At 53.3% G+C, this 14,016-nt stretch carries 15 protein-coding genes; 10 read left to right on the forward strand and 5 right to left on the reverse strand.

From position 1 onward, the window contains the following. Positions 1-49: 49 nt before the first annotated feature. The 4 genes from ftsN to rraA all read left to right on the forward strand — a co-directional run bounded on the left by ftsN (position 50) and on the right by rraA (position 3,647). Complete coding sequence (gene ftsN, locus A6A26_RS04625; RefSeq protein ID WP_063877675.1) at positions 50-1,033, forward strand: cell division protein FtsN; 984 nt, start codon at positions 50-52, stop codon at positions 1,031-1,033. Between the two features lie 88 nt (positions 1,034-1,121). Continuing rightward, positions 1,122-1,652: an ATP-dependent protease subunit HslV gene (hslV, locus tag A6A26_RS04630; RefSeq protein WP_063877676.1), complete on the forward strand. Its 531-nt coding sequence runs from the start codon at positions 1,122-1,124 to the stop codon at positions 1,650-1,652. Between the two features lie 10 nt (positions 1,653-1,662). Further along, a complete protein-coding gene (hslU, locus tag A6A26_RS04635) occupies positions 1,663-3,000 on the forward strand; it encodes an HslU--HslV peptidase ATPase subunit (RefSeq protein ID WP_063877677.1) in 1,338 nt (445 codons plus the stop codon). A gap of 161 nt (positions 3,001-3,161) precedes the next feature. Continuing rightward, positions 3,162-3,647, forward strand: coding sequence for a ribonuclease E activity regulator RraA (rraA, locus tag A6A26_RS04640; protein WP_063877678.1), 486 nt, complete (start codon positions 3,162-3,164; stop codon positions 3,645-3,647). Between the two features lie 53 nt (positions 3,648-3,700). Here rraA and zapB read toward each other — a convergent pair whose 3' ends face one another. Next, a complete protein-coding gene (zapB, locus tag A6A26_RS04645) occupies positions 3,701-3,940 on the reverse strand; it encodes a cell division protein ZapB (protein WP_063877679.1) in 240 nt (79 codons plus the stop codon). A gap of 417 nt (positions 3,941-4,357) precedes the next feature. Between zapB and A6A26_RS04655 the strand changes: the two genes are divergently transcribed. From A6A26_RS04655 to glpX, 3 genes are all read left to right on the forward strand, one after another. Beyond that, complete coding sequence (locus A6A26_RS04655) at positions 4,358-5,206, forward strand: MIP/aquaporin family protein (RefSeq protein WP_063877681.1); 849 nt, start codon at positions 4,358-4,360, stop codon at positions 5,204-5,206. A gap of 30 nt (positions 5,207-5,236) precedes the next feature. Beyond that, a complete protein-coding gene (gene glpK / locus A6A26_RS04660) occupies positions 5,237-6,748 on the forward strand; it encodes a glycerol kinase GlpK (RefSeq protein WP_063877682.1) in 1,512 nt (503 codons plus the stop codon). Between the two features lie 94 nt (positions 6,749-6,842). Continuing rightward, positions 6,843-7,853 (forward strand): class II fructose-bisphosphatase, encoded by a 1,011-nt coding sequence (gene glpX, locus A6A26_RS04665; protein ID WP_063877683.1) that lies wholly within the window; start codon positions 6,843-6,845, stop codon positions 7,851-7,853. Here the strand turns inward: glpX and emrD are convergent. Beyond that, complete coding sequence (gene emrD, locus A6A26_RS04670) at positions 7,843-9,036, reverse strand: multidrug efflux MFS transporter EmrD (RefSeq protein WP_063877684.1); 1,194 nt, start codon at positions 9,034-9,036, stop codon at positions 7,843-7,845. The genes glpX and emrD overlap by 11 nt on opposite strands. 271 nt (positions 9,037-9,307) lie before the next feature. On the opposite strand from emrD, the gene fpr reads away from it, so the two are divergent. Next, positions 9,308-10,054, forward strand: coding sequence for a ferredoxin--NADP(+) reductase (fpr, locus tag A6A26_RS04675; protein WP_063877685.1), 747 nt, complete (start codon positions 9,308-9,310; stop codon positions 10,052-10,054). Here fpr and A6A26_RS04680 read toward each other — a convergent pair. After that, positions 10,045-10,479 (reverse strand): DUF805 domain-containing protein, encoded by a 435-nt coding sequence (locus A6A26_RS04680; protein WP_063877686.1) that lies wholly within the window; start codon positions 10,477-10,479, stop codon positions 10,045-10,047. The two genes, fpr and A6A26_RS04680, sit on opposite strands and share 10 nt — an antisense overlap. A 99-nt stretch (positions 10,480-10,578) precedes the next feature. Between A6A26_RS04680 and A6A26_RS04685 the strand changes: the two genes are divergently transcribed. Next, positions 10,579-11,169 (forward strand): DUF1454 family protein, encoded by a 591-nt coding sequence (locus A6A26_RS04685; RefSeq protein ID WP_063877687.1) that lies wholly within the window; start codon positions 10,579-10,581, stop codon positions 11,167-11,169. Between the two features lie 120 nt (positions 11,170-11,289). Further along, positions 11,290-12,057 carry a triose-phosphate isomerase gene (tpiA, locus tag A6A26_RS04690; RefSeq protein ID WP_063877688.1) on the forward strand — a complete coding sequence of 256 codons (768 nt, stop codon included), beginning with the start codon at positions 11,290-11,292 and terminating at the stop codon, positions 12,055-12,057. A 31-nt stretch (positions 12,058-12,088) separates the two neighbouring features. Here tpiA and A6A26_RS04695 read toward each other — a convergent pair whose 3' ends face one another. Together A6A26_RS04695 and A6A26_RS04700 are read right to left on the reverse strand one after the other, a co-directional pair. After that, complete coding sequence (locus tag A6A26_RS04695; RefSeq protein ID WP_063877689.1) at positions 12,089-12,862, reverse strand: CDP-diacylglycerol diphosphatase; 774 nt, start codon at positions 12,860-12,862, stop codon at positions 12,089-12,091. 108 nt (positions 12,863-12,970) lie between these two features. Beyond that, positions 12,971-13,960 carry a sulfate ABC transporter substrate-binding protein gene (locus tag A6A26_RS04700; protein WP_063881059.1) on the reverse strand — a complete coding sequence of 330 codons (990 nt, stop codon included), beginning with the start codon at positions 13,958-13,960 and terminating at the stop codon, positions 12,971-12,973. Positions 13,961-14,016: the final 56 nt, after the last annotated feature.

The following is a 14,016-nucleotide window of genomic DNA, read 5'->3' on the forward strand; positions in this document are numbered from 1 at the left end:
AACGGATTCGCCTACGTGGCATCATATTTTCAAGGGTATCAGGACGAGAGTGGCACAAAAAGATTATGTAGGCCGCGGGCGTTCAACAGGGACGCGTCGCAAAAAAAGCCCCAGCCGTGGCAAAAAAACAAAAAGCGGTTCAGGCACCTCTAAAATAATGATTGTACTGGCGGTTGCTGTATTAGTGACCTTTGCCGGTGGTTTATGGTTCCTGGCGCATCATAAAAAAGAAGATGTGCCGGTTATTACGGATCATAAAGCCAACGGGAATGGCTTACCGCCAAAGCCTGAAGAGCGCTGGAAGTACATAAAAGAGCTGGAAAACCGCCAGGTCACTGTACCGACGCCAAGTGAACCGACCTCCGGTGGCGAAGTGCAGTCACATACACAGCTCACCGATGAGCAACGCCAGCTGCTTGAACAAATGCAGGCGGATATGCGCCAGCAACCCACCCAACTGAATGAAGTGCCGTGGAACGAGCAGACGCCTGCACAACGTCAGCAAACGCTGCAACTCCAGCGACAACAGCAACTTCAACAGCAGCAACTGCAGTCGCAGCAGCGTCAGCAGCAGATACAACAACAGCAGCAGCAACGCCAGCAGCAGGTACAACAACAGCAACAACAACGCCAGCAACAGGTACAGCAGCAGCATCAGCAGCCGTTGCAGGAACAGCATACTCAGCGTCAGCAACAGCCCACGCAGAACGTGCAACAGACACAACCTGCTCCTGTCACGCGTGAACCTGCCGCTCAGCCTAAAACGCAGGAAACCGCGAAAGCGAAACCGGCCGAAAAAGCCACTACGCAGCGCTGGATGGTGCAGTGTGGCTCTTTCAAGGGAACAGAACAGGCGGAATCGGTGCGCGCTGCACTGGCGTTTGAAGGTTTTGAAAGCCGTCTGACGTCCGGCGGTGGATGGAATCGTGTCGTGGTAGGGCCCTTCAAAGACCGCGCCAGTGCAGACAGCACGCTAAAACGTCTGCGCGCTTCAGGACATTCCGGCTGCATTCCGCTCGCCGTTGGGGGTTGAAACCCGTCAAACCTACCCCATATCTGTCTGCATGATCCTCCGCGCCTTGGGCGCGGAGCTTTTTTCCGACAGTAAAAGGGGTCTGCCCGTGACAACAATAGTAAGTGTTCGACGCAACGGCCAGGTAGTGATTGGCGGTGATGGCCAGGCTACGCTCGGTAATACCGTAATGAAAGGCAACGTCAAAAAAGTGCGTCGTCTTTACAACGATAAAGTAATTGCCGGCTTTGCTGGCGGCACCGCAGATGCCTTTACCCTGTTTGAACTCTTCGAACGCAAACTTGAAATGCATCAGGGCCATTTGGTAAAAGCCGCCGTTGAGCTGGCCAAAGACTGGCGCACCGACAGAATGTTGCGCCGTCTGGAAGCCCTGCTGGCAGTGGCCGACGAATCGGCATCACTGATTATCAGTGGTAACGGTGACGTCATTCAGCCTGAAAACGACCTTATTGCTATCGGTTCTGGCGGTCCCTTCGCCCAGGCAGCTGCACGTGCGCTGTTAGAAAACTCTGACTTAGGCGCACGCGACATCGTTGAGAAATCGCTGAATATCGCTGGCGATATTTGCATCTACACCAACCACAACGTTAATTTTGAAGAATTAACGTCCAAGTCGTAAGGATCTAAACATGTCTGAGATGACTCCACGCGAAATCGTCAGCGAGCTGAACCGCTTTATTATTGGCCAGGACAGCGCCAAGCGCGCCGTGGCTATTGCCCTGCGTAACCGCTGGCGCCGTATGCAGCTGGACGAAGAGCTCCGTCACGAAGTGACACCCAAAAATATTCTGATGATCGGCCCGACCGGTGTCGGTAAAACCGAAATCGCCCGTCGTCTGGCGAAGCTGGCCAACGCGCCGTTTATCAAGGTTGAGGCCACGAAATTCACTGAAGTGGGTTACGTGGGTAAAGAAGTTGATTCTATTATTCGTGACCTGACTGACTCCGCCATCAAAATGGTGCGCAGCCAGGCTATCGAAAAGAACAAGTACCGTGCAGAAGAAATGGCGGAAGAACGCATCCTTGATGTGCTGATTCCACCGGCTAAAAACAACTGGGGACAAGCCGAACAAGCCAGCGAGCCCTCTTCTGCTCGTCAGGCTTTCCGTAAAAAGCTGCGTGAAGGCCAACTCGACGACAAAGAAATCGAGATCGACTTAGCCGCAACCGGTCCTGGCGTTGAAATCATGGCACCGCCGGGAATGGAAGAAATGACCAGCCAGTTGCAGTCGATGTTCCAGAATCTGGGCGGTCAGAAACAGAAGCCGCGTAAGCTGAAAATCAAAGAAGCCTTGAAGCTGCTGATTGAAGAAGAAGCCGCCAAGCTGGTGAACCCGGAAGAGCTGAAACAGGATGCTATCGACGCGGTTGAACAGCACGGCATCGTCTTCATCGATGAGATAGACAAGATCTGTAAGCGCGGCGGACAAAACGCGGGCGGCCCGGATGTATCTCGTGAAGGTGTACAGCGCGATCTTTTGCCACTAGTGGAAGGCTGTACCGTATCGACCAAGCACGGCATGGTCAAAACTGACCATATCCTGTTTATCGCGTCGGGTGCGTTCCAGGTTGCCAGCCCGTCAGATTTGATTCCTGAGCTGCAAGGTCGTTTACCGATCCGTGTTGAACTCCAGGCGTTGACGGTTAATGATTTCGAACGCATCCTGACCGAGCCTAATGCCTCGGTTACGGTACAGTACAAAGCACTGATGAATACCGAAGGCGTGAGTATCCATTTCACGGATGACGGTATCCGCCGTATCGCCGAAGCGGCATGGCAGGTAAACGAAACCACCGAAAACATCGGTGCACGTCGTTTACATACCGTGCTGGAACGCTTGATGGAAGACGTCTCCTATGACGCCAGCGATCGTAGCGGCGAATCCGTCACCATCGACGCAGAGTACGTCGGCAAGCATCTGGATGAACTGGTGGCAGATGAAGATTTGAGCCGCTTTATTCTGTAACGCTCGCCTGTCCATGTGTTATATCAAGGCCCAGCCCGTTTGGTTGGGCTTTTTTCTGCATGCGCTTGATGCAATACAGGTCTTTTAAAGCTGATGATTTTGCCAACAATTGACATAAAGCGATATACTTAGCGCTCCTGTGGCAAACAGACGAAACCCTTATGAAATACGATACTTCTGAACTCTGCGACATCTACCACGAAGACGTGAATGTTGTTGAACCGCTTTTTTCAAATTTCGGTGGGCGGACCTCATTCGGCGGTCAGATAACCACAGTGAAATGTTTTGAAGACAACGGTCTGCTTTACGATCTGTTGGAAGAAAACGGTCGGGGCCGCGTGTTGCTGATTGATGGCGGTGGTTCGGTACGCCGCGCCTTAGTGGACGCACAACTTGCCCGGCTGGCGACGCAAAACGAGTGGGAAGGCATCGTGGTTTACGGTTCAGTGCGTCAGGTGGACGAGCTGGAAGAGCTGGAGATTGGCATTCAGGCTATCGCCGCTATTCCGGCAGGCGCCGCAGGTGAAGGCATTGGCGAAAGCGATGTGCGCGTCAATTTTGGTGGCGTCACCTTCTTCTCAGGCGACCATCTCTATGCTGACAATACCGGTATGATTTTATCGGAAGATCCGCTCGACATAGAATAATGTCGGCAAACGAAAACGGGTGCTTAGCACCCGTTTTTCGCATTAGTTGAGGCTTATACCTCTTCCATTTTTCCCAACAGCGCACGCAGGCGTTCTTGCCAGACATGCTGCTCCTCTTTCAGATGCTGATTTTCGCGCACCAGTGCTTCATGGTTGCCAGCAGCATTCTGCGCGTCGTTACGCAGGTTGTTGTTCTGCTCTTTCAGCTCTTCAATTTCCATCTGCAGCAAGGTGATAGTATCAATCGCCTGCTGTACTTTTGCTTCCAGTTTCTCAAACACTTCAAATGACATCTTTCTGACCTCTCCTAAAATCCTGCAAGGCGTTGATGATGCCAGCTTTCGCACAAAAGGCGTTTACCAGCAACGTTGTCCCGATTGTATGTAGCCTCATCACGCAAGTCCAGCAACGCGGGCCTGCAGACCGCCGTCAGTAACATTTTTCAGCCTATCCCTAAAATGTTCCTTTTCCGTACGTTTGCTTAGCGAAGCCGGAATAACGCTGCTGAAAACGGCCTGAATGGCGCTTAAGGAAAACCAAAACACGCGAAAACGCGCATTTTTTTGACAGACCACACAAAAATCGATTTCGCTATTTCTCGTTTATGCTCGTTAACGATAAATTAACATCAGCCCTACATTAAAGATGGGCGGCTCAAGGAATGAGAACAAAAACTGATAAAATTTAACCTCGCTTCAGGAACAACTATCATGAGTCAGACTACAACCACACTCAAAGGTCAGTGTATTGCCGAATTTCTGGGTACCGGTTTGATCCTGTTTTTTGGCGCGGGTTGCGTTGCCGCGCTTAAGCTGGCTGGTGCCACGTTTGGCCAATGGGAAATCTGTATCATCTGGGGGCTGGCCGTTTCTATGGCGGTTTACCTCAGCGCAGGTGTGTCAGGTGCCCATCTCAACCCCGCCGTTACTGTCGCACTCTGCCTTTTCGCGAATTTCGAAGGTCGTAAGGTATTGCCTTATATCCTGTCTCAGGTTGCGGGTGCCTTCTGTGGCGCGGCGCTGGTTTACGGACTTTACTACAGCTTGTTTATCAATTTCGAACAAAGTCATAACATGGTACGAGGTTCAGTTGAAAGCCTGAGCCTGGCGGGCATTTTTTCTACCTACCCTAATCCACAGATTGGCGTAGGTCAGGCCTTCCTGGTAGAGATGGTGATCACTGCTGTCTTGATGTCCGTGATTATGGCCCTGACCGATGATGGCAATGGCGTACCGCGTGGCCCGATGGCACCGCTGTTGATTGGCCTTCTGGTTGCCGTTATTGGCGGCTCTATGGGTCCCCTGACCGGCTTTGCCCTTAACCCGGCACGTGACTTCGGTCCGAAAGTATTTGAGTGGCTGGCTGGCTGGGGAACCATTGCCTTCACTGGCGGTCATCAGATTCCTTATTTCCTTGTGCCAATTTTTGGCCCACTGGTCGGTGCTTGCCTGGGTGCCTTTGGTTATCGCGCCCTGATTGGCCGCCATTTACCGGGTGCGGTGATCGCCACACCAACCAGTGACAAACCGATTGCGTCCGCGCATGAACGTAAAGCGTAAGTTCCACTTTTTATCATCAGGAATGAATTTATGACTACCACCGATAAAAAATACATCGTCGCTCTCGATCAGGGCACTACCAGTTCACGTGCTGTTGTGCTGGATCATGACGCGAACATTGTGGCGGTATCGCAACGCGAATTTACCCAAATCTATCCGAAAGCGGGCTGGGTAGAGCACGACCCAATGGATATCTGGGCATCACAGAGTTCTACACTGGTTGAAGTCCTTGCCCATGCCGATATTCGTTCTGATGAAATTGCGGCCATTGGTATTACGAACCAACGTGAAACCGCCATTGTCTGGGATAAAGAAACCGGTAAGCCGGTCTACAACGCCATCGTCTGGCAGGACCCGCGTACTGCTGACTACTGTAATAAGCTGAAGAAAGAAGGTCTGGAAGAGTATATTCAGAAAACCACCGGTCTGGTGATTAACCCTTACTTCTCCGGCACCAAAGTTAAGTGGATTCTGGATAACGTTGAAGGCGCGCGTGATCGTGCAAAACGTGGCGAGCTGCTGTTTGGTACGGTTGACACCTGGCTGGTGTGGAAGATGACCCAGGGCCGCGTCCATATCACCGATTACACCAACGCCTCACGTACCATGCTGTTCAACATCCATAAGCTTGAGTGGGATGAGCGCATGCTGGAGATCCTTGATATTCCGCGTGAGATGCTGCCAGAAGTGAAATCCTCGTCTGAGGTTTACGGGCAGACGAACATCGGTGGTAAAGGCGGTACGCGTATTCCTATCGCGGGTATTGCAGGCGACCAGCAGGCGGCGCTTTACGGCCAGTTGTGTGTCCAGCCGGGTATGGCGAAAAACACCTACGGCACCGGTTGCTTTATGCTGATGAATACCGGTACCGAAGCGGTTACCTCAACGCATGGCCTGCTGACGACTATCGCCTGCGGTCCGCGTGGCGAAGTCAACTACGCACTGGAAGGCGCGGTCTTTATCGGTGGCGCGTCCATTCAGTGGCTTCGCGATGAGATGAAGCTGATCAGCGATTCCGCTGACTCTGAATACTTTGCAATGAAAGTGAAAGATTCTAACGGTGTGTATATGGTTCCCGCCTTCACCGGCCTGGGCGCACCTTACTGGGACCCCTATGCACGTGGCGCGCTGTTCGGCCTGACTCGTGGTGCCAATGCTAACCACATCATCCGTGCAACGCTGGAGTCCATTGCTTACCAAACGCGTGACGTCCTGGAAGCCATGCAGAATGATGCCAACACGCGCCTGCAGGCACTGCGTGTGGACGGTGGTGCGGTTGCCAACAACTTCCTGATGCAGTTCCAGTCAGACATTCTTGGTACACGCGTTGAGCGTCCTGAGGTGCGTGAAGTGACTGCACTGGGTGCCGCGTATCTGGCGGGTCTGGCCGTGGGCTTCTGGCAGGATCTGGAAGAAGTCCGTGCCAAAGCCGTTATTGAGCGCGAATTCCGTCCAACACTGGAAACCACAGAGCGTAACTTCCGTTATGCTGGCTGGAAGAAAGCGGTTGCTCGCGCGCAAGCGTGGGAAGAACAAGAGTAATACGCACTACGCCCGCGACGTCCACCGTCGCGGGTCTTTTCCCCGCCTCCTCCCTCCGCTAAACTGCCAGCCTGTTTTTTGTCAGGTACATGCAATGAAACGAGAACTTGCCATTGAATTTTCCCGCGTAACCGAAGCTGCTGCACTGGCTGGTTATAAATGGTTAGGGCGCGGAGACAAGAATGAAGCCGACGGTGCAGCCGTCCACGCCATGCGCCATGTTTTAAATACCATCCAGATCGACGGCCAGATTGTGATTGGCGAAGGGGAAATTGATGAAGCCCCGATGCTCTACATCGGCGAAAAAGTCGGTACCGGCCAGGGCGATGCGGTGGATATTGCCGTTGATCCTATTGAAGGCACCCGTATGACGGCCATGGGACAGGCGAATGCACTTGCCGTTATGGCTGTCGGTGACAGAGGCAGTTTTCTTCATGCGCCTGACATGTATATGGAGAAGCTTATCGTCGGCCCGGCGGCGCGCGGTCATATCAATCTGGATCTGCCGCTTGAGATCAACCTGCGCAATATTGCCATCGCCATGAATAAGCCGTTGTCACAGCTTACCGTGTCCATTCTGGCAAAGCCGCGCCATGACGCCGTTATCCAACAGCTTAAGCAACTGGGCGTACGGATATTCGCTTTCCCGGATGGGGACGTGGCAGCCTCCATTCTTACCTGTATGCCCGACAGTGAAGTTGACGTGATGTACGGCATTGGCGGTGCGCCTGAAGGCGTGGTGTCCGCTGCGGTGATTCGTGCGCTGGATGGGGATATGCAGGGCAGATTACTGGCCCGGCATGATGTAAAAGGTGACAGCGAAGAGAACCGGCGGATTGGGGAATATGAGCTGAAGCGTTGTGCCGGCATGGGGATTGAAGCCGGCAAGGTGCTGCCACTCCAGGCGATGGCGCGTAACGATAACGTGATCTTTGCCGCCACCGGCATCACCAGCGGCGACCTGCTGAAAGGCATTACCCGTCAGGGCAATATGGCCACCAGCGAAACCCTGTTAATTCGCGGCAAATCGCGCACGATTCGCCGCATCCAGTCAGTGCATTATCTTGACCGCAAAGATCCCGCACTGCACCCCTTTATCCTGTAACCGCATGATTTTCGCCGGCTGGCTGCCGTGAAAGCGGGAGCCAGCATAGCAACATCACCAGGGCAGTAATAAACATCAGCATGCCAAGGCTGAACTGATCGCGCTGTGGCATGAGCGCCGACAGCGAAGCCACCAGCCCGGAGCCCAGGTTCTGCAGACCACCAATCAATGCGCCCGCGCTTCCTGCCAGCCAGGCATAAGGTTCCATTGCGCCGGATGTCGCCAGGGGAAACAACATACCCGCACCAAAGAAGAACAGCGATGCCGGTACCAACAGCGTCCAGATAGTCATGATGCCAAACCAGGCCGGTACCCACATGAGCACCGCCGCCAGCAGGCAACTGTTTACCCCAAACCACATCAGGCTGTGCCAGGAACGCTGCTCGCGCCCGGCGAACCAGGCACCAAAGAAGGCGGCCGGGATAGGCAAGATAAACAAAATACTCACGGTGAAACTGTTCAGGCCAAGCACGCCACCGAGAAGTACGCCACAGCTGGCCTCAAATACGGCAATGCCCGACAGCGCGCCAACTAACAGCAGCAGATAGCGAACGAAATTCGCATCGCGTAACAACCGGATATAGCGCGTAAAGAACGGGGTGACTTCGGTAGTGACGGGGCGCGTTTCCGGTAGCCAGCGCGCCATAGCAATCGTCACGATCAGACACAGCACCAGCAGAAAAGCGAAACAGGCATGCCAGCCAAACAGCTGCGTTAACAGCGCGCCAATAACTGGTGCGACTAAGGGGCTGGCGAGCACGCCCATGTTGAGCCAGCTGTTCGCCTGACGTAAGGCATGACCGTTATAGAGGTCGCGCGGCATAGTACGCGCCATTACGCCAGCCACGCCGGTGCCCGCGCCCTGAATCGCACTGCCGAGCACCAGCATATCCAGCGACGAGGCCATCATGGCGGTGATCGAGCCGATCATAAAGATCGCCATTCCTGCCAGGATCACCGGGCGACGTCCAACGCTGTCAGACAGCGGTCCGTAGATCAGCTGCGATCCGCCATAGGTGATTAAATACGCCGCCATCACATGCTGCATCATGCCATTACGCACCTGCAGCGCATCCGCCATCGCCGCCATGGCGGGCACGTAGATGGTCTGCGCCATTTGCCCTACTGCAACCAGCGCAATGAGCATGACCAGCAACGGACGATTTTCTATTTTTTTCATCATGATTGAACAAAAGGTCTGTATGAACATGAACGTTTAAGCAGCACAAATAACGGCTGAAACGGGTTGTGGCAGGAAAATATCAGGATTTCATGACAAAGCGAGTCATTAATGAAAAGTGAGTGTTCAATTCACGTCAATAATGGCTACCAGGTTGTAAACTTAACAATACAGTTTGTCGATTAGAGCCTTTGCAGCCTGACAGACTGGTAATCTGCCAGTGCAGTAGAGAAGATGCTTATTCGCCTGACGATTCAACGCTGAAGGAGTAACCATGGCCGAGTGGATCAATGCTCAAGTAAAGGAAGTGAAAAACTGGACCGACGCGCTGTTTAGCCTGCGGATTAAGGCACCCATTGCTCCGTTTAGCGCTGGCCAGTATGCAAAGCTGGCGCTGGAGATCCAGGGCGAACGCGTGCAACGTGCCTACTCTTACGTCAATGCACCGAATGACGACCTGCTTGAGTTCTACTTAGTCACCGTGCCTGACGGTAAGCTAAGCCCCCATCTTCAGGCGCTGCGTCCCGGTGAGCAGGTCATGATTACCAAAGATGCTGCGGGCTTTTTTATCCTGGATGAAGTGCCGGACTGTCAGACCTTATGGATGCTGGCAACCGGTACGGCCGTCGGTCCTTATCTGTCGATTTTGCAGCAGGGCGACGGTCTGGATCGCTTCGATAACATCGTGTTAGTGCATGCCGCGCGTTACGCAGCCGACCTCAGCTTTTTGCCTCTCATGCAGCAACTTCAGCAAATCTACAACGGCAAGCTGCAGGTGATTACGGTCGTCAGCCGTGAAGAAAGTATGGGCTCATTGACCGGTCGTGTGCCAGCATTAATCGAAAGTGGCGAGCTGGAGCGGGCGGCCGGTTTACCTATAGAGGCAGAAACCAGCCACGTGATGGTCTGCGGCAACCCGCAGATGGTACGTGACACGCAGCAGTTGTTGAAAGAGACACGTGGCATGCGCAAGCACCTCAAGCGCAAGCCCGGTCATATCACCAGTGAGAACTACTGGTAACTCGCACGTTTCAGACGTAAAGGCACCGGCGTGGCACCAAAGCGGTTATCGCCGGCGGTGCCACGAAACACGCCCAGGTCCAGAATGAATCCTGCCAGAATGATAAAAGGCAGCACGCGCCCGATCACCCACTGCAGGATATCGCCGGTCATGCTCCAGTTGCCCGCCATCAGCAGCCAGGCGGCAATCAGTAACAGCGCCCAATAACCCCGGCGATCGCGATCGTGCAGGCGCTTAACCAGGATGGCGCTGGCGGGCCACAATAAACACACGATGCCAAACGCGGCCATTTGTGTATCCACCAGATCGTTACCGGCCAGAAAAAACAGCACGCTGGTTAACAATAACCAGATCGCCTGCCAGAGCCAGAAATCCCGGCGCCCGATGCGGCCCCGAAAAGAGAAAAACCATTGCTGTAATATCATGCACGTTCCTCCAGACAAAATTTTACGCTGCACGCTTTTGACCTTGAAGGTAAAAACCGTTCTAATTTGATATCGAGTTTATTGGTCAGGGCCGACAACATGAAGAATTTGCCAGGCGTACTGTTGCTGAGTCTTGCGCTAACGGTTCCGGTTTTTGCTGCCGATCCGCCCCCCCTCGACAAGGCAGAACATATGCCTACCGCGCCCTACCTGTTAACGGGTGCGCCCACGCTGGATATGACTATCGGCCAGTTTCGTGAAAAATATAATCTGGCGAATCCACAACTGCCGCTGCTGGAGTACCGCGCCATTGATTCCCGCGATGAAAAAACCGATCTGACGCGGGCAGCCACCAAGATTAACGAAACGCTTTACTCTTCCACGGCGCTTGAGCCTGGCACGGGTAAAATTAAAACGCTGCAGATCACCTGGCTCCCGGTACCGGGCCCTGATCAGAGTGCGTCCCAGGCCAAAGCCATGGATTATATGACCGCTCTGTTACGTTTTTTTGTGCCGGGACTCACGCCAGAAGAGGGACGTAAAAAGCTGGAAACGCTGTTTAAATCGGGCAAAGGCTCACGATACTACGAGCACGTTGAAGGTGCACTGCGTTTTGTGGTTTCCGACAACGGGGATAAAGGATTAACCTTTGCTATTGAGCCGGTAAAACTTGCGCTCGCCGCTCCCTGATGGTCGGGGCAAAAATGACGAAAAGCAAAGCCACGACGTTATTTGATCTCTATACTGTCTGGCAGACAACGTTGCCCCGGGGCAGCGCCATTTCATGTATCGCGTTATGCGGAGGATAGAATGCGACATCCACTGGTTATGGGTAACTGGAAGTTGAATGGCAGCAAGCATATGACAGCCGAACTGATCGACGGTCTGCGTAAAGAACTGTCGGGCGTTGAGGGTTGTGGCGTTGCTATCGCCCCGCCCGCGCTCTATCTTGATCAGGCGAAACATGCCATCTCCGGTAGCCACATCGCACTGGGTGCTCAAAACGTTGATGTGAACCTCTCTGGCGCATTCACCGGCGAAGTGTCCGCTGAAATGCTGAAAGATATCGGCGCGAAATACATCATCATTGGTCACTCAGAACGTCGCACTTATCATAAAGAGAGTGACGAGTTCATTGCGAAAAAATATGCCGTGTTGAAAGCGACGGGCCTGGTGCCGGTTCTTTGCATCGGTGAAACCGAAGCAGAAAACGAAGCGGGCAAAACGGAAGAAGTCTGTGCACGTCAGCTTGATGCCGTGCTGACCACTCAAGGCGCTGAAGCATTTAAAGACGCGGTCATCGCTTACGAGCCGGTATGGGCGATCGGTACCGGGAAGTCAGCCACACCTGCTCAGGCGCAGGCGGTTCACAAATTTATTCGTGACCATATTGCCAAAAAAGATGCTGCCATCGCTGAGCAAGTGATTATTCAGTACGGTGGTTCAGTTAACGATAAAAATGCTGCCGAGCTGTTTACTCAGCCGGACATCGACGGTGCACTGGTTGGTGGCGCGTCACTGAAAGCCGATGCGTTTGCCGTGATCGTTAAAGCCGCTGCGGCGGCTAAACAACGCTAACCGGCGATTAAGCACAGCATAAGCGGCCTCATCAGGCCGCTTTTTTTATGGGTTGTAGCAGGGCGCAGTCGTGATCCTGCACCTCCTCTGCCGATCCCTTATTCAGCAAAAGCCAGTTGCGCTCTACCGCCATCAGCACCAGACGACCATCTGATAAGCCGGTCAGTGCCATGCCGTATTTCCCCATTGCATTCTTAGCATCCGGGACTTCAGACGCTAACCGGATAAAGACACTCTGTTGATCCAGTTCCGCCTGACTGAGCACCCGCACAATATAGTGATGGTTCAGAAAGGTAACATCCTTCCACTGCGCATTGAGAGTCGGTGCCAGTCCATCCAGTTGCTGACGGACATCGGGCCGTAAGCAGGAAATATGAATATGCAGCTGGTTTTGGGTACGCCCGTATTCGGAATTGATCGCCAGCGACAGCACAGTGTCTTTAATGGGCGAACCGAGTTTCTGCGCCACTACGCCTCTGTCCTGCCAGGCAAAGCTGAAAAAATTGGGTGTGGCTGCGCTGAGCAACCGCGGGCTTTCGATGCCGGTTATCTTATCAACGGGAATTAACAGGTATTGCAAGGGGCCGTTACGGTCTTTGAGCAGTGTATAACGCTGCTGCAGATCGACTCGCTCGCAAGGCGCGGGCTGCCCGTTATTCTGCTGATTGGGTACGCACTTTTCGCTGACGATCTGCCAAAGCGCATCGGCATTGCCTTTAACATGAAGGGAAGCTATCCCCATTCCTGCCACGACAAGCACCAGCAGAAACGCAATGATGATGAAGGCCCGACGATTTGCCTGCATAGTTACCCTCTCCATACTGAATCAGTCAGCATCCTCGCCTGACAGCGCCGGAATGTCACGCATAAAAAAACCAGCGTTTCCGCTGGCTTAGATTGTGTCAGTCAATCGTTACGGCTTCATGACCTGGTCATAGGTGCCGCCGTCCGCGAAATGGGTTTTTTGTGCTTTAGCCCAACCCCCGAATTTGTCGTCCACGGTAAACAGTTTTACAGGGGCAAAGGTGCTGGCGAACTTCTTCGCAACCTCAGCATTGCGCGGACGATAGTAGTTTTCGGCGGCAATCGTCTGTCCCTCGGTCGAGTAGAGATACTTCAGATAGGCCTCAGCCACGGGGCGAGTTCCCTTTTCATCAACCACTTTATCCACCACGGAAACCGTTGGCTCTGCCAGAATAGACTCGCTTGGGGTCACGATCTCAAATTTGTCTTTGCCCAGCTTATTCACGGCCAGGTACGCCTCATTTTCCCAGGCGATGAGAACATCACCGATGCCGCGCTCAACAAAGGTGTTGGTCGCGCCGCGCGCGCCGGAGTCCTGGACTTCGACATTCTTAAACAGGGCTTTCACATAGCTCAGTGCTTTTGCCTGATCGCCGTTGTTGTGATCCAGCGCCCAGCCCCAGGCTGCCAGGTAATTCCAGCGAGCACCACCTGAAGTTTTGGGATTAGGCGTGATGACGGAAACACCGGGTTTAATCAGATCGTTCCAGTCATGAATCCCTTTGGGATTGCCTTTACGAACCAGGAACACAATCGTGGAAGTATAGGGTGCCGAATTATCCGGCAGACGCTTAATCCAGTTCTTATCAATACGACCACGTTCAGCAATGGCATCGATATCAGACTGCAGCGCCAGCGTCACAACGTCAGCACGAATGCCGTTTATGACGGATGTCGCCTGTTTGCCTGAACCACCATGCGACTGGCGGACCACCACGTCATCGCCCGTTTCCTGTTTGTAGTGCGCACTGAAGGCCTTGTTGTATTGCTCATACAGTTCACGGGTGGGATCGTAAGAAACGTTTAACAGCTGGATATCCTTCGCCAGAACACTGCCTGATGCCAGTAACAAGCTAATACCAATGGCCCATTTATTCATTACGCACTCTCCCAGTTCATTATGGGACAAGCGTGACATAAACTTTTTCAGAGCTA

The organism is Pantoea sp. OXWO6B1 (genome assembly GCF_001641135.1).
GTDB lineage: Bacteria > Pseudomonadota > Gammaproteobacteria > Enterobacterales > Enterobacteriaceae > Pantoea > Pantoea allii.

Coding starts and splice junctions, on each gene's coding strand:
- hslU (WP_063877677.1), top strand. CDS start 1,663: ATGTCTGAGATGACTCCACGCGAAATCGTCAGCGAGCTGAACCGCTTT.
- rraA (WP_063877678.1), top strand. CDS start 3,162: ATGAAATACGATACTTCTGAACTCTGCGACATCTACCACGAAGACGTG.
- zapB (WP_063877679.1), bottom strand. CDS start 3,940: ATGTCATTTGAAGTGTTTGAGAAACTGGAAGCAAAAGTACAGCAGGCG.
- A6A26_RS04655 (WP_063877681.1), top strand. CDS start 4,358: ATGAGTCAGACTACAACCACACTCAAAGGTCAGTGTATTGCCGAATTT.
- glpK (WP_063877682.1), top strand. CDS start 5,237: ATGACTACCACCGATAAAAAATACATCGTCGCTCTCGATCAGGGCACT.
- glpX (WP_063877683.1), top strand. CDS start 6,843: ATGAAACGAGAACTTGCCATTGAATTTTCCCGCGTAACCGAAGCTGCT.
- emrD (WP_063877684.1), bottom strand. CDS start 9,036: ATGATGAAAAAAATAGAAAATCGTCCGTTGCTGGTCATGCTCATTGCG.
- fpr (WP_063877685.1), top strand. CDS start 9,308: ATGGCCGAGTGGATCAATGCTCAAGTAAAGGAAGTGAAAAACTGGACC.
- A6A26_RS04680 (WP_063877686.1), bottom strand. CDS start 10,479: ATGATATTACAGCAATGGTTTTTCTCTTTTCGGGGCCGCATCGGGCGC.
- A6A26_RS04685 (WP_063877687.1), top strand. CDS start 10,579: ATGAAGAATTTGCCAGGCGTACTGTTGCTGAGTCTTGCGCTAACGGTT.
- tpiA (WP_063877688.1), top strand. CDS start 11,290: ATGCGACATCCACTGGTTATGGGTAACTGGAAGTTGAATGGCAGCAAG.
- A6A26_RS04695 (WP_063877689.1), bottom strand. CDS start 12,862: ATGCAGGCAAATCGTCGGGCCTTCATCATCATTGCGTTTCTGCTGGTG.
- A6A26_RS04700 (WP_063881059.1), bottom strand. CDS start 13,960: ATGAATAAATGGGCCATTGGTATTAGCTTGTTACTGGCATCAGGCAGT.